Source organism: Cellulomonas sp. URHE0023 (assembly GCF_000688475.1).
Classification (GTDB): Bacteria; Actinomycetota; Actinomycetes; order Actinomycetales; family Cellulomonadaceae; genus Cellulomonas.
In genome coordinates, this window is the sequence record NZ_JIAN01000005.1 from 138,295 (window position 1) to 155,520 (window position 17,226).

Sequence of the window (17,226 nt, forward strand, 5' to 3'; positions counted from 1 at the left end):
CCTCCCCCGCTGCCCACCTCACAGTCCGTCGCCGACGACCGATGAGAGACGGTGGAGGTCTCGCGTGCCCACGCTCGTCTATGTCGTCTCGCTGCTCGCCGCCGTCGTCGCTGGGGCGGCCGGCGTCATGGTGCTGCGCCGACGACGGATCTCGCACCTGGCGCTCCCGCTCGGCGTCATGCTGGCCGGCGCGTCGTTGTGGTCGGCGTGCCGCGGGTCGCTGCTCGTCACGGGGGCGTCGGTTCCGGCGACGATCACCCTGCGCTACCTGGTCTTCGTGGGCGTGGCGCTCGTCGCGGGCGCGTCCTTCTGGTACTTCGCCGTGCTGTCCGGGCACCGACTGACCCGCCGGAGCGCCGCGATGCTCATGGTGCACCCGACGGTGCTGCTCTGCCTGCTCCTCTCGGACAGCGGGCGCGAGGCGTTCCTCCACGTGGACACGGTCGGCACCACGGTCGTCGTCGGGCACACGCCGCTGTTCTGGCTGCACACGGCCTACTGCTTCGGGTTGCTCGTCACGGGCATCGGACGCGCGTCGGCCGCTATGGGCAGGGCGATCCCCCGGCATCGGCACGTGTTCGCCGTCGCCGCGCTGGGCGCGGCCCTGCCGTTGGCGGGCTGCATGGTGGGCCTCGTCTTCACGATCGGGCCAGGAGACCCCGACCTCACACCGGTGTGCTTCCTGTTCAGCGCGGCGATGTGGTGGTGGGTCGAGAGGTTCGGGCAGCACAGCACGACCGTGCCCGTGAGCACCCGACGAGTGCTCGACATCCTCGACGACGCCGTGGTGGTGCTCGACGCGCGCGGCAGCGTGATCGATGCGAACCCGGCGGCTCGATGCCTCCTCGGCGGCGGGCTCGATGACACCTCGCTCGCCGAGGGCGACGCCGGCGTGCCGTGGCGTCGCTACCTGGATGCCGACCAGGACCGGCACGACCGGGGCACGCTGGTCACGTCCACGGGGACCGTGCTCGATGTGCGTGTCATCCCGATGTCGGACGCCCTCGGCCGCTCCGCCGGGGTGGTCGTGGTCCTGCGGGACGTCACCGAGATGGAGCGGCTGCGAGCCGAGCTCGTGGACCAGGCGACGCACGACTGGCTGACCGGCCTGAACAACCGCCGCGTCCTCGAGCACCGGCTCGCGAGCGCCGTCGGGCACGCTACGTCGTCGGGGCAGCCGCTGAGCATGGTGCTCGTCGACGTCGACCACTTCAAGGCCGTCAACGACGAGCACGGCCACTCCGTCGGCGACCGGTTGCTCGCCCAGATCGGTCGGGTCCTGGAAGCGTCGGCCGGCCCGGACGAGACGGCCGCGAGGCTGGGCGGCGAAGAGTTCGTCCTGCTCCTGCCCGGGTACGCAGCTGACGACGCGGCGCGCCGCGCAGACGACCTGCGGGCACGCTGTGCGCGGATCACCCTGCCGACCGCGACCGGGACCGTCGGCGCCACGGTCAGCGCCGGTGTCGCGACCCTCGCTCCCGGCTGGTCACCTGATGACATGCTGCGCGCCGCCGACGACGCGATGTACGCGGCGAAGGCCGCAGGGCGCGACCGGGTCGCGCACGCTCCGCTGCCGGTCTGAGCGGACACCACGTCGGACGGTTTCGGCCTCCAGCGGCAACGCGGACCGGGTTCGCGTCGGAGGAGCGCGACAGCTGACTGCATGAACGACGAAGGCCCGGACCGTGAGGTCCGGGCCTTCGTCTTCTGTGTAGCGGGGGCAGGATTTGAACCTGCGACCTCTGGGTTATGAGCCCAGCGAGCTACCGAGCTGCTCCACCCCGCGTCGGTAGTTACAACCTACCTCACACGACTGGGGCACCCAAATTGGCGGCCCCCGAACGAGGGTCGCGTACGTCACACGCGACCCTCGTCCGGGCTGTCGTCACGGTGTCGGGTTCAGCCGAGCCTCGGCCGCGAGCGCCGCGTCGATGGCCGAGTCGAGGCTCTTCTGCGCGTCTCCGTAGGCCGCGAAGTCGCCGATCGCCAGGGCGGCCTGACCGTCCTGGATCGCCTTGTTCGCCTGCTGGAGCGCCTTGGTGAGGTCGTCTCGGGCCTGCGCCTGGTCCCCGGCTCCGCCGCCGTCGCCGGTCGTCGGCGGCTCGGGGGTCGGGGTGGGCGTCGGTTCACCGGCGCCCGGATCGGTCCCTGCGTCGCCGGCATCGGCCCCGGAGTCGCCGCCGAACACCTGGTCGAGGGCGCCGTCGAGCGTGTCCGCGAACCCGATGTTCTCGCCGAAGCCGACGAGCACGCGCTGCAGGGTCGGGTACGTGGTGCCCGTGGCCGCTTGGACGTACACCGGCTGGACGTACAGCAGCCCTCCGCCGACGGGCAGCGTCAGCAGGTTTCCGCGACGCACCTTGGAGTCTCCGCGCCCCAGGATGTTGAGCTCGTTGGAGACCGTGGGGTCGGACGTGAAGTTGTTGTTCATCTGCCCGGGCCCGGGCACGGTCGAGTCTCGCGGCAGCTCGAGCAGCCGCAGCTTGCCGTAGTCGGCCGACGGCTTGCCCGCCTCGCTCCCCGCGTCTGCGTCGACCGCCAGGTAGCCCGTCATCACGTTGCGCGCGTTCTCACCGCGAGGGATGAACGTCGACATCAGCGAGAACTTCGCCTCGGGCTGGTCGGGCATCTGCAGGGTCAGGTAGTACGGCGGCTGGGGAACCGTGACGGTGCTCGTCGGGTCGTCCGGGTTGTTCCAGAAGTCGTTCCCCGAGAAGAACTGGACCGAGTCGGTGACGTGGTACTGCGTGAGGAGGTTGCGCTGCACCTTGAACAGGTCCTCGGGGTAGCGCAGGTGCGCCATCGTGGCACCGTCGATCTCCGTGATGGGCTTGAGCGACGTCGGGAAGGTCTTGGACCACGCCTTGAGGATCGGGTCCTTGGCGTCCCAGGCGTAGAGCGTGACCGAGCCGTCATAGGCGTCGACGGTGGCCTTCACGGAGTTGCGGATGTAGTTGACGCTCTTGGGCTGCAACGCCTGGATCGTGTCGGAGGTCTCCGTGAGCGAGTCGGTCGTCGCAGCGTCGAGCGAGCGTGACGCCGAGTACGGGTACTGGTCCGTCGTCGTGTAGCCGTCGATGATCCACTTGACCCGTCCGTCGATCACCGCGGGGTACACGCGGCCGTCGAGCGTCAGGTACGGGGCGACCTTCTGCACGCGCTCGCGTGGGTCGCGGTCGTAGAGGATCTGCGAGTCGGACGTCACCCGGTCGGAGAACAGCATGTTGCCCTGCCCGAACTTCAGCGTGTAGAGCAGCTTGTTCAGCGGGTTGCCGATGCTCGGACCTGCGCTGACCGTCTGCGTCGGGAAGGCCGTGTTCACGGCTCCCGATGCCTCGTCGTCCGGGTAGTCGAGCTCCCAGCCCTTCGAGCCTGCCGGGGCACCGACGATCGAGTACTCGGGCGACTTCGGGCTGAAGTAGATGCGCGGCTCGTACGGGCCCATGTCACCCGTGGACGGGATGCCTCCCTCCCAGAAGTCGGGGGCGCCACGGGCGGCCGTCGTGTTGCCGAACGCCGCGACCACACCGAAGCCGTGCGTGTAGACGGTCGCGTCGTTGGTCCAGTTGCGCTGCTGCGTGTCCAGGCCGGCCAGGTCGAGCTCACGGACGGCGATCACGGTGTCGCGGCTCTCGCCGTTGACCTCGTAGCGGTCGACCGCGAGCGAGTCAGGGAAGTCGTAGAACCCGCGGATCTGCTGCAGCTGCTTGAACGACGGGCTGACCACCTGCGGGTCGAGCAGACGGATCGACGCGGTCGTCTCGGCGTCCTGGCGCAGAGCGAAGGGCTCGGCCGTGACCTTCGCGGTGTAGTCGGTCTTCTCGACGTCCTCGAGCCCGTACGCCGTCAGCGTCGCGTCGATGTTCCGGGAGATGTACTCCGACTCGGCGTCCTGCTGGTTGGGCTGCACCTGGAACTTCTGGACCACGGCCGGGTAGATCCCGCCGACGGCGATGGCCGCGACGATCATGAGGCCGACGCCGATCGCCGGCAGGCGCCAGTTCCCACGGATCGCTGTGAGGACGAACAGCACCGCGACGAAGACCGCGATGAGCGCCAGGATCAGCTTGGACGGGATGACGGCGTGCACGTCCGTGAACGAGGCGCCGGCGAACTTGTTGCTCTGGCTCTTGGTGAGGATCGAGTACCTGTCGAGCCAGTAGTTCGCTGCGATCAGCAGCATGATCACCGCCGCGATGACCGACAGGTGCACGCGGGCCGCCCGGGTGGTCCGGGGTGCCCCACCACGCTGGCCGCCGATCCGCAGACCGCCGTAGAGGTACTGGGTGGCGACGGCGCCGATGCCCGCGAGCACTGCGACGGCCATGAGGAACGACGCGACGAACCGCAGACCCGGCAGCGTGAACATGTAGAAGCCGAGGTCGATGTTGTACTGCGGGTCGACCTGGCCGACGGTTCCGCCGTGGATCCACAGCTGGATCGTCGCCCACTGCTGCGACGCTGCCGCCCCGGCGAACAGCCCGAGCACCGCGGGCCCGACGATCATCACGAGCCGACGCAGCGGCTCGATGGCCTCGCGGTACTGGTCGAGGTTCGCCTGCTCCTGCGTGGACGGTGCATAGACGGGCCGGGAGCGGTAGCCGTAGCTGAGGCTCCACCCGACCGCACCCGCCATGACGGCGAACCCGACGACGAACAGGATCAGTCGCGTGCCCCACTCGGTCGCCAGCACCTGTCCGAAGCCGAGCTGGCGGTACCAGAGCACCTCCGTCCAGACCTGAGCCAGGATCAGAACGACGATCACGAGCACACCGAGCACGATCAGCGTGGGGACGAGCGCTCCACGCCGACGCTGACGAGGGGCTGGGCGGGGCGGGCTGGCAGATGTCACGGTGCTGCGATCCTCGTCTTCGGCGGCGAAACGTGGTGTGCGGGTCAGGCGTTCCAGCAGGTGAGGCAGGTCTGGCACGGTACCGGACCGGACCAATCCGGACGGACTCGCCGGGTGAACCGCTCGAACCCTGAACGCGCCGCTCGGTGTCCGGGTTCCCGCCGTTACCGGTTCGAGTCCCGGCGGGCCCGGATGCGACGATGAGGCGTGACCGAACCAGTCCTGGACCCCGCCGTGATCGCCCTGGCCCAATCCGTTCTCGAGATCGAGCAGCACGTCGCCGACGCCGGGTGGGACGGACCAGTCCGGGTGTTCGCGCTGGTCCGGACGCAGGAGGCGCTCCTGACCGAGCCCGGGCTCGCCGCGCAGCTCGACCCGTCCGTGCTCGCGGCCGCGACCGCGCAGCCATGGCACCTGACCTCGATCGAGCAGGAGGACCTGCCGGCCGCACCGGACCTGGAGACGCTGCTCGCCGGTCTGTCGTGGCCGGAGACGGTCGACGGGATGGCCGTCACCGTCGAACGCGTCGTGCTCCCGCCCGCCGCCGAGGAGGCCATGCCGCAGGAGCCGGCCGCGGCACTGGAGTACCTGCTCGCCCACCCCGAGCGCCAGGACGTGCGGCTCGCGGTCGGGGCCCTGCGGGGCGGACCGTCGTGGTGCGCGGTGCGCATGCGCGCCAACGACGACTCCCAGCAGGTCGGCCAGGGACCCGACCTCGTGCCCGGGCTCGTCGCGGCGGTGCGCTCGACGTTCGCCTGAGCTACGAGGCGCAGGTGGGCAAGGTGTCGCCCGCGCCCGCGCCGATCGCCGTGACTGCCTCCCGGGCCTCGTGCAGCGTGGAGATCTTCGCGACGCGCAGCCCGTCCGGCACGTGCCCGATCACGTCGTCGCAGTTGGACGACGGCGCCAGGAACCACGTCGCACCGTCGCGCTTGGCGCCGGCCAGCTTCTGCCGTATCCCGCCGATCGCGCCGACGTCGCCGTTGACGTCGATCGTGCCCGTGCCGGCGATGTCCTTGCCGCCCGTCTCGTCCTCGGGCGTCATCTTGTCGATGATCCCGAGCGCGAACATCGTGCCGGCGCTCGGGCCGCCGATGTCGTCGATGCTGATCTTCACGTCGACCGGGAACTCGAACGACGGGTCGATGAAGATGCCGATCTGAGCCGTTCCGTCGTCCTTGGTGCCCGTGACGATCGGCACGTCGAGGTTCTCCCCGTGCCTCCTGACCGTCAAGGTGATCGTCGAGCCCGGCTCGACGCCGGCCAGGTGGTCCAGCAGGGTCGTGTAGTCCGGCACGGTGATCCCGTCGATGGCGACGATCACGTCGCCCTTCTCGACCTTGCCGTGAGCGTCGGAGCCTTCGACGGTGCCCGCGATGACGAGCGTCGCCGGGACCTCGTAGCCGAGCTCGGTCAGGGCGGCGACCGTCGCGTTCTCCTGCGAGGAGACCATCTCGGCGTTGTTGGTCTCGTCGAGCTCGTCCTGTGAGGTGTCCGGGGGGTACAGCAGCTCGACGGGAACGACGACCGACGTCGGGGACACCCAGCCGGACACCACGTCCCGGACGGTGGACGGGAAGCCCGGACCGCCCGTCCCGGACACGGTGGTCAGCCGCAGCTCACCCGTCGTCGGAAAGGTCTCGGCACCGCTGATCTCGATGAGCGGGGTGCCGTCGTGCTCGCCCAGGACGTTGCGCGTGGGCCCGGGACTGTTCACCGCGTACGGCGTCGGCAGCACGATCAGTACCGCCAGGAGCACCGCCGACGAGAGCATCCCGACCGAGAGCATGATCGAGCGAGGGCTGGTGCGAGGTGCCTGTTCGTCGTAGACGTACGACGAGCCGGTCTCAGGTTCAGAAGGCAGGGGGGGCTGCTCGAGCACCCGCTGATCATCCCCTACCCCGGCGCGTCAGCGTCCCCGGCGCGCTCGCGCCTGGCGCCACACGGCCGCGGTGCCGACGAAGGCGACGGCCGCACCGGCCGCACCGATCGCCGCCGCGTCCCGGGAGCCCAGACGCCGGCCCGCCACGGCCACCCGACCCTGGACGCCCTCGAGCAGCACGTCCAGGCACTGCGCGCTCGACCAGCGCGGAGCCCAGCCCGCCGCACGCAGCCGGTCCGACGCCACGGTCCACGGATAGACCACGAAGGCCAGCTCCGCGGCGGGCGAGGGCAGCACACCCACCTTGTGCAGTCGCTCCGCGGTGCCGAACGCGGTGGTCGCCGCCAGCTCGATCCTGCGCATCCCGGCGGCTCGCTCCACCTGCTCGGGCTCGAGCACGTCCGTCGCGCCGACCGTCAGCGGCCCGACGAGCCCGTGCTCCACGGCGAACCCGGCGGCCGCCACGACGTCCTCGACGTGCACGAACTGCCACGTCCGCACCGCGCCCCGCACGGTCAGCAGTCGTGGCGCCTCGAAGTGCCGCGTGACGAACGTGTCGACGCCGACGCCGGCCAGGGCAGCCGGTCGCAGGACGGTGATCCGTGGGCTCGCGCGTCGGGCGCCTCGCTCGAGCACGGCCTCCATGGCGAGCAGGTCACCGACGAGGCCGCCCAGAGAGGCCTCGTCGAACGTGGCGACCGCGGTGCCGTCGTGGATCTCCGGGCGGTCGGGCCACGCTCCGTGCACGGTCGCCGACGAGATGGCGACGAGGTGCGTGACCTTGGCCGCACGCGCGGCGGCCAGCGTGCGCTGCGTGTGGGCGACGATCGCCTTCTGCCGATCGTGCGCGCCTCGGCTGCCCGTCGAGGCCAGATCACCAGTGTGCCCGACGAGGACCACCACCGACGCACCGTCGAGCAGGTGCTGGGCGCCCTGCGACGGAAGCTCCTCGACCGCGCGCACCGTACCCGGCCACCCGGCCGCGACTGCCCGTGCGACCGGGCCGCGCCCGACGACCACCACGACCGTCTCGGCGTCCGTGGGCAGCGCCGTCTCGCCATGCCGTGGGCTGCGGCGCGGGCCGACCCGCGTGCTGCGCCCTGAGCGAACCTGCTCCCCCACTGTTCCCCGTTCTCGCCGCTGCTTCGTTACCGTGGATCGCAGCCGGCGCCATCGTCGCAGGTCCTTCCAGGGAGGTCATTGTGAGCCCCGACAACTCGGCCGTGCCAGGCGACGGCGTCCCTGCGTGGGAGCAGATGATGCGCGCCATGCTGGGCGACGGCGCCGACGACGCGATCCGCGAGCTCCAGTCGCGCGGTTTCGACCCCGCAGCCATGGCTGCGGCGTCCGGCCTGCCCGACGACCCGGCGGCGCTCCAGCAGGTCGTCGCCCAGGTCCAGGCGCTGCTGTCGGCCTCCGGCGACGAACCCGTCAACTGGCAGATGGCCCACGACCTGGCCCGCCAGCAGGCCGCCGCAGGCGGGGACCCGTCGCTGACGGCTCAGCAGTCGAAGCAGGTGCTCGACGCCCTGGCGGTAGCGGAGCTGTGGCTCGACGCCGCCACCGAGCTACCACCGTCGACCGGCACGCCGCACGCCTGGAGCCGAGCCGAGTGGGTCGAGGCGACCCTGCCCACCTGGCGCACGCTGACCGAGCCGGTCGCGTCCTCGCTGTCGTCCGCGCTCGTCTCGGCCCTCGGCGGCTCCCTGCCGCTCGGCCTCGATGACTCGGAGGTCCCGGGGCTCGACGCCGGGAACCTGCTTCGCCAGCTCGGGTCGGCGGTGTTCGGCATGCAGGTCGGTCAGGCCGCCGGAACTCTGGCGCACGACGTGTTCGGCACCACAGACATCGGTCTGCCTCTGCTCGACCAGCCGACACCCGCCCTCGTGGCTGCGAACGTCGACGCGTTCGCCGAAGGCCTCGACGCACCGGCCGACGAGGTCCGCCTCTTCCTGGCCCTGCGGGAGGCCGCCGCGACACGGTTGTTCACGCACGTGCCGTGGCTTCGTTCGCACCTGCTCTCGACGGTCGAGACCTACGCGCGCGGCATCACGATCGACGTGGACCAGCTCGAGGAGGCCGTCTCCTCGATCGACCCCACCGACGCCGCCGCGCTGCAGCAGGCGCTGTCCGGCGGCGTGTTCGCCCCGCACACCACCCCCGAGCAGGTCGCCGCGCTCGAACGGCTCGAGACGGCGTTGGCGCTCGTCGAGGGCTGGGTCGACGAGGTGGCGTCCAACGCGGCGCTTCCACACCTGCCGCACACGATGGCGCTGCGCGAGATGATCCGCCGTCGCCGCGCCGCGGGCGGGCCGGCCGAGCAGACGTTCGCCAACCTCGTGGGTCTCGAGCTGCGGCCTCGCCGGCTGCGGGACGCGGCCGCGCTGTGGGCTCAGATCGCCCGGGACAACGGGGCCGCAGCGCGCGACGCCGTCTGGGACCACCCCGACCTGCTCCCCGGCACCGAGGACCTGGACGACCCGTCCGGGTACGCCGCACGCAGGGCGACAGCGGTCGACGACGCGGCGGAGGTCGACCGCGCGCTCGCCGAGATCCTCGGCGAGGAGCCGGGCGAGCAGGCGTAGCGGCGGCGGACTCTCGCCGAGATCATCGGCGAAGGGCCGGGCGAGCAGGCGTAGCGGCGCCCGTCCGCTCGCGGAGATCGTCGGCGAAGGGCCGGGCGAGCGGCGCCCGTCCGCTCGCGGAGATCGTCGACGAGGGGCCGGGCCAGCAGGCGTGGCGGCGCACGAAGGCGTCGCCGGGCGACCACCTCGCGTGAACCGGGCGAGAACTGTGCACTGGGCGCGAGCGCAGCCGACCGGCCGGGCGTGTCCCGTTGATCGACCGGACCGTCAGGCGCCGTCGCCGAACAACGTCTCGCTGAACTCCTCGTCCAGGGTGCGCGAGTCCTCGGCATCCAGGACCGCGTCGTCGTCCGACGTGTCACCGTCCGGCCGGTCCTCGTCTGCCAGGTCGTCACCGGGTCGGTCCCCGCGGTAGGCGTACCCCTCGAGGAAGCCCCGCGCCCGGGCCGTGCGTGGGTAGGTGTCGAGCTCAGCCCAGAACTCAGGCCCGTGCCCCGCGTGCAGCAGGTGCGCGAGCTCGTGCAGCAGCACATAGTCCAGCACCCAGCGCGGCATCCCTCGGACGCGGTCGGAGATGCGGATCGTGCCGTCAGTGGGCGTGCACGATCCCCACCGACGGCCCTGGTTGGTGGCCCACCGCACACTCGTGGGGACCGCGCGGCCGCCCAGGTAGCGGGTCGAGAGGTCCAGAGCGCGCGCCGAGAGCTCGACGTCGGACGGTTTGCGGCGTCGCTCCTGCGTCTCCAGCCGGGTGAGCATCCGCTCGACCCACTCGCGCTCCTGCGCCCGCGTGAACCGGGCGGGAACGGCGACGATCGTGCGGTCGCCCTCGCGCCACGCCGAGACGGTGCGCACCCGCTTGCGCGACCGACGGATCTCGACCTGGGACAGGTCCTGAGTAGACGCCACCCGTCAACGCTAGCGTGGCGGTCCCACAGCGGCGGATTCGCCGTGCCGACACGGCGAGTCCCGCGAGATCTCGGCGATCTGAGCAGGTCCGGCCACTACTGTGAACGACGCGCGGGCGTCGGTGCACCACCACGTCCGGCCGCCGGCCGGCGGAATCCCGGTCCGGTGCACGACACCGAGGGAGGCCACCATGGCGGAGACGTATTCGGGCGAGTTCTACTGCGTCAAGTGCAAGGAGAAGCGCGAGGCCGAGGGCGACGTCGTCATCTCGGAGTCGGGTCGACGCATGGCGAAGGCCGTCTGTCCGGTTTGCGGCACCAAGCTGAACCGGATCCTCGGCAAGGCCTGATCGCAGCAGCTACGCCCACGGGGCATCGTCCGTGCGGACGGTGCCCTTCGGCGTGTCTGGGCGCGCACTGCACCTGGGCCTGCGGCACCGACGGGCGGCTCTGTGGATGACCCGCTCCTCGCGTCCGGACGACGTGCCAAAGTCCACGGATGCAACTGCGCGGAGGTCTACGTGTGCTGCGCCGGACCTCGACAGAGGTGCAGGTGGGCACCGATCCGCGCTGGGCTGTGCGGCTCACCGACCTCACGCCGTCCGAGGCCGACCTCCTGCCTGACCTGGAGGCCGTCGACCCGTCTCTCACCGACCTGCTGACGCGGGCGCACCTGACGCAGGGCGACGAGGTGTCGATCCCGAGCGGGCCCCGGGCCGTGGACGCGCAGGTGTGGTCGCTCCTGCGGCCGCACGCCGACGGCGCGGACCTCGTCCGTGGGCGCGAGCAGCGGGTGGTCGCGGTTCTCGGGCTCGGACCGACCGGCGCGGGGGTAGCCGTCGGTCTGGCGACCGCCGGCGTCGGCACGATCCTGCTGGATGACGGAACCCCGGTCCGCCCCGTCGACGTCGGACCCACCGGCTACCGATGGACGGATGTGGGAGCGGTACGCAGCTCCGTCGCCGCCAGGATGCTGCGCGACGTCGCTCCGCGGGTGTCGACGGACTCGGTGCGGACACCCGACGTCGTGGTGCTGGTCGAGAGCGATGTGGCCGACCCCGACCGAGCACCCGCGCTCGTCACCGTTGGCACCGTGCACCTATCGGTGGTCGTCCGGGAGGCGGACACGGTCGTCGGCCCTCTCGTCCTGCCCGGGGACGGGCCGTGCCTGCGGTGCCTGGACCTGCACCGCACCGACGCGGACCCGTTGTGGCCGGTCCTCGCCCGTCAGCTACGAAGCAGCGCCCCGTCGGACGAGCCCGCGACCACGGCGGTCGTCGCCTCCGGCCTCGCCACGGCCGCTGTGCTGGCCCACCTCGACGGCGCCGCCGGCACCGCACGCGGGACGACGTTCGAGATCTCCGCACCCGACGTGGTCCCCCGCCAACGCACGTGGGCGGTGCACCCTGACTGCGGGTGCACCGCCCTACCGGCCCTCGCGTAGCCGTCAGGCTGCAGGCGCCGCGTCCTTGCGAGGCCGTCCGCGACCGCGCTTGGTCGCGACGACCACACCGCCGACGAACACCTCGCCGCCCCAGACGCCCCACGGCTCGGCACGCTCGATAGCGCCGGCCAGGCAGCCCTCGATCAGCGGGCACTCGCGGCACAGGGCCTTGGCCTGCTCCACCTGCGAGGTCCGCTCGGCGAACCAGAGCTCCGGGTCGTTGGACCGGCATGGGATGAAGTCGGCGACCAGCTGGTCGAACTGCTGCCGGTCGTCGGTCGTGCTCTCGGTGACGGGCCAAGGACCGGATCCGCCCTGGTTCACCGTGTCGAGCAGCGTCGTGAGCCGCACGATGTCCTCCTGATGTCCTTGCTGGTGAGCGTCTTGCATCGGTGCCGGACCGACTGCCTCTCGCTCACCCGGTTCATCGGGAGAAACAGAAAGGCCGCGGATCCGAGTTCGGATTCCACGGCCTATGACCCTTTCGAGGGCCTAGAGCATGAGAATCCGCTCATACGTACGACGATCGGTCCACGTGGAAATCGACACGTGGCCGACCGGCGTGAGGGCGGCACCGCCGATGGGCAGAGCGCTCCCCTGGGAGCCGAACGTGGTGGGTGCGAGAGATCGCGGCATGAACGCGCAGACGGCGTTCGACAGATCGATCTTCGTGATGTTCATCAGGGCACCCACCTCCTTCCGACTCGGACCCTCGCGTCTTCCGCGCGGCCCATCAACAGGGACATCGTCACCCTAGGGCGGCGTTCCGAGGCTCGACAACACAATTAACGAGAATTCTTCGACGAGTTTCTGCCATCCGCGCTGACGGCTTCCGTTCAGCGCACAGGCGAGCGCAGAGCCTCGAGGATCTGCTCCCCCACGTCGGCCAGGACCTTCGGGCCGACGCCGCGCACCTGACCGAGCTCCTCCAGGTTCGCGGGGCGACGCTCAGCGATCGCACGGATGGTCGCGGTCGTCAGCACCGAGCCCGGCTGCCGGCGCAGGTCGGCGGCTCGGGCGTCCCGCCACCGCGTCAACGACTCGACCAGCTGCGCGTCCGGCTCCGCGGTGGGCGCCTTGACGGACCGGCGCTCACCCGGCCAGAGGTCCGTGAGGAAGCGTGAGACGTTGCGCGACGCACGTGCCCGGGGGTGCCGGGCCCGCGAGTAGGACAGCTCAAGATGCTCGCGGGCGCGGGTGACGCCCACGTAGAGCAGCCGCCGCTCCTCGGCGATCGCGGCGTCGGACTGTGCCTGCACCGTGGGCAGGAGGCCCTCGGAGAGCCCCACCAGGAACACGGCCTCCCACTCCAGGCCTTTCGCTGCGTGCAAGGACGCGAGCGTGACTCCCTCGACTGTCGGAGCGTGCTGCGCGGCGGCACGCTCGTCGAGCTCGGCCACGAGGTCCGCGACCGTCGGCGTCGTGCCCGTCGGCGGGGCGGCCGTGAGTGAGTCGGCGAGCGAGACGAGCGCCTGCAGCGCGTCCCATCGTTCGCGGCTCGCACCACGCCCCTCGGGCGCCTTCTCCGTCCACCCTGCCGAGCGCAGGATGTCTCGCACGGCCTCCGGCATCGGCACCTCAGGGTCCGCGCTCCGGGCGCCGCCGCGCAGGAGGACCAGCGCCTTGCGCACGTCGGCGCGGTCGAAGAAACGGGCGTTGCCGCGCACCTGGTAGCCGATCCCCCGGTCCGCGAGGGCGGCCTCGAACGCCTCCGACTGCACGTTGGTCCGAAACAGGACGGCGATCTCAGCCGCCGGCAGGCCGCCACGGACCAGCGCCGCGATCTGGGCGGTGACACCGATCGCCTCCGCCTCGTCGTCCGCGTACGTGACGAACGAGACGTCCGGGCCGTCGGGACGCTGCGCGCGCAGGGCGAGCGCGGCCGGACCGTCGGCCCGCCGCATGAGGTGGTTGGCCAGCCCCACCACCTGCGGCGTCGACCGGTAGTCCCGGACGAGCTCGATGGTGGTGGCCCGCGGGTACGACGCCGTGAACGCCGTCAGGTGGTGGGCCGAGGCACCCGCGAACGAGTAGATGGTCTGGCTCGGGTCACCGACCACGCACAGCTCGTCGCGACCGCCGAGCCACTGATCGAGCAAGTACTGCTGCAGCGGGCTCACGTCCTGGTACTCGTCGACCACGAAGTACCGGTACTGCTCCCGCACCGAGTCGGCGACATCCCGCCTCTCCGCCAGCATCGCCGCGAGCAGGAGCAGCACGTCCTCGAAGTCGATGACGCCCTGCTGGTCCTTCGCGGTCTCGTACGCCGTCATGAGCCGGGCCACCGACTGCGGGTCGATCCCGCCAGGAGCGGGGCGGTCCGTGGCAGCCGCAGCCTTCTCGTAGTCGTCCGCGGTCACGAGCGAGACCTTGGCCCACTCGATCTCCGATGCCAGGTCCCGGACGCTCTCCCGGTCCGTCTCGACCCCGACCAGCTGCGCAGCATGCGCCACGACCTGCAGCTTCTTCTCGAGGATCCTCGGAGGCGGACCTCCGACGACCTTGGGCCAGAAGAAGCCGAGCTGACGCAGTGCGGCCGCGTGGAAGGTTCGCGCCTGGACGCCGGACGCGCCGAGAACGCGCAGGCGCGTCCGCATCTCGCCCGCGGCGCGGGCCGTGAACGTCACGGCGAGGATGTTGCCCGGCCGGTAGGCGCCCACCTGGATGCCGTACGCGATCCTGTGCGTGATGGCCCGCGTCTTGCCCGTCCCCGCGCCCGCGAGCACCCGGACGGGCCCGCGCAGCGTCGTCGCGACGGTCCGCTGCTCAGGGTCGAGCGCGTCCAGGAGGGGTTCGGAGGACATCGCGCCCAGTCTCGCAGCCCGCGCCCACAGCACCGGACGGCCTGTGGACGAGCAGGACCGACCACCGCACGCGTCGGCTACCTTGACCGACGCTCGTCCCGTGCCGATAGACCGAGCACCGAGCGCGGAATCAGCGCGAGGTCCCCCGCGTTGCTGCCTGCAGCACCCATCACCGACCATCTCGAGGACCGATGACCACGCAGACCCTGCCCGCGACCGGCACCGTGACGATGTACTCCACGACCTGGTGCGGCTACTGCCGTCGGCTGAAGACACAGCTGGACTCCGCGGGCATCGGCTACACGGAGGTCGACATCGAGAACCACCCGGACGCGGCCGCGCTCGTCGCCTCGCTGAACGGCGGGAACCAGACCGTCCCGACGGTGGTCTTCCCTGACGGGTCGGCGGCGACGAACCCGTCGCTCGTGGACGTCAAGGCGCGCCTGACCTGACGTCGTCGCGGGCTGCTCGCCTCGGCTCGCGCGCGAACCGTCCTACAACGGCCCGCCGAACCAGTCCTCGATGAGGGCACGGGCGATCGACGCGCGTCCCGGTGGGATGACCTCCCCGCTCGCGACCGCCGTGGCAAGCTCGTCACGCGTGAACCAGCGCGCGTCGCCGAGCTCGACCCCGTCGACCACGATGTCCGAGGTCAGCGCCACAGCGCGGAAGCCCAGCATGAGCGATGCCGGGAACGGCCACGGCTGGCTTCCGCGGTAGGCCACGTCGCCGACGACGACGCCCGTCTCCTCGAGCACCTCGCGCCGGACGGCGTGCTCCAGCGACTCCCCCGACTCGACGAAGCCGGCCAGGGTCGACCAGCGGCCCGGCGCCCACTGGGCGGCATGGCCCAACAGGATCCGGTCGGCGTCGTCGACCACCGCCATGATCACCGCAGGGTCGGTGCGCGGATAGTGCTCCGAGCCGTCCACGACGCACACCCGGATCCACCCGGCCTGCCGCACACGCGTGGCGGCACCGCACCGGGGGCAGCGGACGTGCCGGTCGTGCCACGCGTCGAGCGCCACCGCGGTCGTGGCAAGCCCTGCCTCGGCGCCGTCGAGCGTCGCACCGAGCACTCGCAACGAGGCCCACCCAACCGGCTCCGCCGCCGCACGACCGTGCACGAGGACGTCCGACGGCTCACCCGCGAGCGGCAGCGGCTCCGGCTCAGGCACCCGACGCGCCAGGTAGGTGGCTCCCTGAGGGTCCTCTCCGAGCAGCAGCCAGTCCGCTTCCGGCTCCGACTCGTCCGCGTGCGGCAGGTCGGCCACCTCGGCGGCCGACCGGAACGCGATCGACCCCTCGGGCGTCGCGCCGACCGACCCGCCTCTCACCAGGACGATGCGCGTCGACGACGCACGAAGCGCGTTCTCGACGACGTCAGGATCTGCACGGCGGTGGGCGGCACGGTCGACATCGGCACGGGACAGGGGCAAGTCGTCGGACGGGATCACTCGCGCCACGCTACGGCGTCCGGCACCAGGCCGAGGTGGTGCACGAACCGTCGGACGGGATCACTCGCGCCACGCTACGGCGTCCGGCACCAGGCCGAGGTGGTGCACGAACCGTCGGACGGGATCACTCGCGCCACGCTACGGCGTCCGGCACCAGGCCGAGGTCGTGCGGCCGACGTAGAGGATCACGACGTCACGCTCGGCGTGCGTGCATCGCTCGCAAGTCGTGCTCCGACCGGCAAGGTGACGATTCGGACGCAGACACGCCGCGCGGCTCCGCGGGATGCACGGAGCGACGCTCCTATCCTTGCGGGGTGGTCCGCTCCCCCCTCGCCCTGGCCGCACTGGCAACCGTTGCCGTGCCGGGCCTTGACGCGTTCGACGTCCGCCGACCTCTTCGACCCGGCACCGACTACGACACGGCGGTCGTCATCGACTCCACCCGGCAGCGCTGGGTCGTTCGCGCGCCGCAGCACGCCGCCGCAGGCGCCGCACTCGAGGCGGAGGCCGTCCTGCTCGGGCAGCTGGGCCCCGCGGCAGATGCCGGTCACCTGCCCTTCGCGGTTCCGGTTCCCGCAGGATTCGCCCACCTGACCGAGGGTGGACGAGCCACGGTGCACCTCGAGATCCCCGGTCGTCCGCTGGAGCTCGAGCAGCTGCACCCCGGTCCTGGCCTCGCTGCGTCGCTCGGCCGTGCGCTCGCCGCACTGCACGAGCTCCCGACGAGCATCGTCGAGAACGCTGGTCTTCCCGTGTACGACCCGTCCGCGTACCGGCAGCGCCGGCAGGCCGAGGTCGACGAGGCTGCACGCACAGGAAAGGTCCCGCCCGCGCTCCTGCGCCGATGGGAGGCCCGCCTCGAGGACGTCGCCCTGTGGCGGTTCCGGCCCACGGTCGTGCACGGTGATCTCAGCGCCGAGCGCGTCATCGTCGTCGGTGATGCGGTGTCGGGGATCCTGCACTGGGGGGACGCCTGCGTGGCAGACCCCGCCGACGACCTCGCGTGGCTGCTCGTCGCAGCCCCGAGCGACGCCGCCGACTCCATCATGGAGGCGTACCAGCTCCGTCGGACCGAGCTCATCGACCCGCACCTGGTGGACCGGGCGCTGCTCGCGGGTGAGCTCGCACTGGCCCGCTGGCTGCTCTACGGCGTGCGGACCAACGACGTCGAGATCATCGACGACGCTGTCGCGATGCTGGTCGACCTCGATGACAGCACGCGGGCTCTCGACGAGGTCGGGGCCGAACGCCAGATGGCGTGACCGTCGTGCGCATGCACCCGTTACGCACGCAC

Annotated in this window: 15 protein-coding genes and 1 tRNA gene; 7 read left to right on the forward strand and 9 right to left on the reverse strand. The window is 71.5% G+C overall.

The window, feature by feature from the left end; genetic code table 11:
- The first annotated feature begins 64 nt into the window (after nucleotides 1–64).
- Complete coding sequence (locus N553_RS0100645) at nucleotides 65–1,582, forward strand: diguanylate cyclase domain-containing protein (RefSeq protein WP_028044933.1); 1,518 nt, start codon at nucleotides 65–67, stop codon at nucleotides 1,580–1,582.
- Nucleotides 1,583–1,712: 130 nt separating this feature from the next.
- Here N553_RS0100645 and N553_RS0100650 read toward each other — a convergent pair.
- Nucleotides 1,713–1,786: transfer RNA gene (locus N553_RS0100650), tRNA-Met, on the reverse strand.
- 99 nt (nucleotides 1,787–1,885) lie between these two features.
- Complete coding sequence (locus N553_RS0100655; RefSeq protein WP_028044934.1) at nucleotides 1,886–4,852, reverse strand: UPF0182 family protein; 2,967 nt, start codon at nucleotides 4,850–4,852, stop codon at nucleotides 1,886–1,888.
- Nucleotides 4,853–5,059: 207 nt separating this feature from the next.
- Here N553_RS0100655 and N553_RS0100660 point away from each other — a divergent pair, with 207 nt between their 5' ends.
- Nucleotides 5,060–5,611 (forward strand): PPA1309 family protein, encoded by a 552-nt coding sequence (locus N553_RS0100660; protein WP_028044935.1) that lies wholly within the window; start codon nucleotides 5,060–5,062, stop codon nucleotides 5,609–5,611.
- Nucleotide 5,612: 1 nt separating this feature from the next.
- On the opposite strand, the gene N553_RS20405 is transcribed toward N553_RS0100660, so the two are convergent.
- Both N553_RS20405 and N553_RS24890 read right to left on the reverse strand, forming a co-directional pair.
- Nucleotides 5,613–6,734 carry a PDZ domain-containing protein gene (locus tag N553_RS20405; protein ID WP_231505127.1) on the reverse strand — a complete coding sequence of 374 codons (1,122 nt, stop codon included), beginning with the start codon at nucleotides 6,732–6,734 and terminating at the stop codon, nucleotides 5,613–5,615.
- A 27-nt stretch (nucleotides 6,735–6,761) separates the two neighbouring features.
- The gene (locus N553_RS24890; protein ID WP_028044936.1) at nucleotides 6,762–7,856 is read right to left on the reverse strand and encodes a nucleoside-diphosphate sugar epimerase; all 1,095 of its coding nucleotides are present in this window, start codon (nucleotides 7,854–7,856) and stop codon (nucleotides 6,762–6,764) included.
- A 134-nt stretch (nucleotides 7,857–7,990) separates the two neighbouring features.
- Between N553_RS24890 and N553_RS0100675 the strand changes: the two genes are divergently transcribed.
- Nucleotides 7,991–9,319: a zinc-dependent metalloprotease gene (locus tag N553_RS0100675; protein WP_156043760.1), complete on the forward strand. Its 1,329-nt coding sequence runs from the start codon at nucleotides 7,991–7,993 to the stop codon at nucleotides 9,317–9,319.
- 267 nt (nucleotides 9,320–9,586) lie between these two features.
- On the opposite strand, the gene N553_RS20410 is transcribed toward N553_RS0100675, so the two are convergent.
- Entirely contained in the window at nucleotides 9,587–10,228 is a 642-nt protein-coding gene (locus N553_RS20410; RefSeq protein WP_051639724.1) for a YgjP-like metallopeptidase domain-containing protein, read from the reverse strand.
- Between the two features lie 190 nt (nucleotides 10,229–10,418).
- Between N553_RS20410 and N553_RS25255 the strand changes: the two genes are divergently transcribed.
- Both N553_RS25255 and N553_RS0100690 read left to right on the forward strand, forming a co-directional pair.
- Complete coding sequence (locus N553_RS25255; protein WP_197029876.1) at nucleotides 10,419–10,577, forward strand: DUF5679 domain-containing protein; 159 nt, start codon at nucleotides 10,419–10,421, stop codon at nucleotides 10,575–10,577.
- A 149-nt stretch (nucleotides 10,578–10,726) separates the two neighbouring features.
- Entirely contained in the window at nucleotides 10,727–11,671 is a 945-nt protein-coding gene (locus N553_RS0100690; RefSeq protein ID WP_028044938.1) for a ThiF family adenylyltransferase, read from the forward strand.
- Nucleotides 11,672–11,674: 3 nt separating this feature from the next.
- On the opposite strand, the gene N553_RS25520 is transcribed toward N553_RS0100690, so the two are convergent.
- The 3 genes from N553_RS25520 to N553_RS20420 all read right to left on the reverse strand — a co-directional run bounded on the left by N553_RS25520 (nucleotide 11,675) and on the right by N553_RS20420 (nucleotide 14,475).
- Nucleotides 11,675–12,022 (reverse strand): WhiB family transcriptional regulator, encoded by a 348-nt coding sequence (locus N553_RS25520; protein ID WP_028044939.1) that lies wholly within the window; start codon nucleotides 12,020–12,022, stop codon nucleotides 11,675–11,677.
- A gap of 141 nt (nucleotides 12,023–12,163) precedes the next feature.
- Nucleotides 12,164–12,352 (reverse strand): hypothetical protein, encoded by a 189-nt coding sequence (locus tag N553_RS0100700; RefSeq protein ID WP_034620422.1) that lies wholly within the window; start codon nucleotides 12,350–12,352, stop codon nucleotides 12,164–12,166.
- Between the two features lie 155 nt (nucleotides 12,353–12,507).
- Complete coding sequence (locus tag N553_RS20420; RefSeq protein ID WP_034620425.1) at nucleotides 12,508–14,475, reverse strand: ATP-dependent helicase; 1,968 nt, start codon at nucleotides 14,473–14,475, stop codon at nucleotides 12,508–12,510.
- Between the two features lie 191 nt (nucleotides 14,476–14,666).
- Between N553_RS20420 and N553_RS0100710 the strand changes: the two genes are divergently transcribed.
- Complete coding sequence (locus N553_RS0100710; RefSeq protein ID WP_028044941.1) at nucleotides 14,667–14,927, forward strand: mycoredoxin; 261 nt, start codon at nucleotides 14,667–14,669, stop codon at nucleotides 14,925–14,927.
- 42 nt (nucleotides 14,928–14,969) lie between these two features.
- On the opposite strand, the gene nudC is transcribed toward N553_RS0100710, so the two are convergent.
- Entirely contained in the window at nucleotides 14,970–15,932 is a 963-nt protein-coding gene (gene nudC / locus N553_RS0100715) for an NAD(+) diphosphatase (RefSeq protein ID WP_369796637.1), read from the reverse strand.
- Nucleotides 15,933–16,246: 314 nt separating this feature from the next.
- On the opposite strand from nudC, the gene N553_RS20425 reads away from it, so the two are divergent.
- The gene (locus N553_RS20425) at nucleotides 16,247–17,194 is read left to right on the forward strand and encodes a phosphotransferase (RefSeq protein ID WP_034620427.1); all 948 of its coding nucleotides are present in this window, start codon (nucleotides 16,247–16,249) and stop codon (nucleotides 17,192–17,194) included.
- Nucleotides 17,195–17,226 lie beyond the last annotated feature (32 nt).

What these genes read in the sequence shown, in the direction of transcription:
- N553_RS0100700 (WP_034620422.1), bottom strand. Translation starts at nt 12,352, where the DNA reads ATGAACATCACGAAGATCGATCTGTCGAACGCCGTCTGCGCGTTCATG.
- N553_RS0100675 (WP_156043760.1), top strand. Translation starts at nt 7,991, where the DNA reads ATGATGCGCGCCATGCTGGGCGACGGCGCCGACGACGCGATCCGCGAG.
- N553_RS0100710 (WP_028044941.1), top strand. Translation starts at nt 14,667, where the DNA reads ATGACCACGCAGACCCTGCCCGCGACCGGCACCGTGACGATGTACTCC.
- N553_RS20420 (WP_034620425.1), bottom strand. Translation starts at nt 14,475, where the DNA reads ATGTCCTCCGAACCCCTCCTGGACGCGCTCGACCCTGAGCAGCGGACC.
- N553_RS0100690 (WP_028044938.1), top strand. Translation starts at nt 10,727, where the DNA reads ATGCAACTGCGCGGAGGTCTACGTGTGCTGCGCCGGACCTCGACAGAG.
- N553_RS25255 (WP_197029876.1), top strand. Translation starts at nt 10,419, where the DNA reads ATGGCGGAGACGTATTCGGGCGAGTTCTACTGCGTCAAGTGCAAGGAG.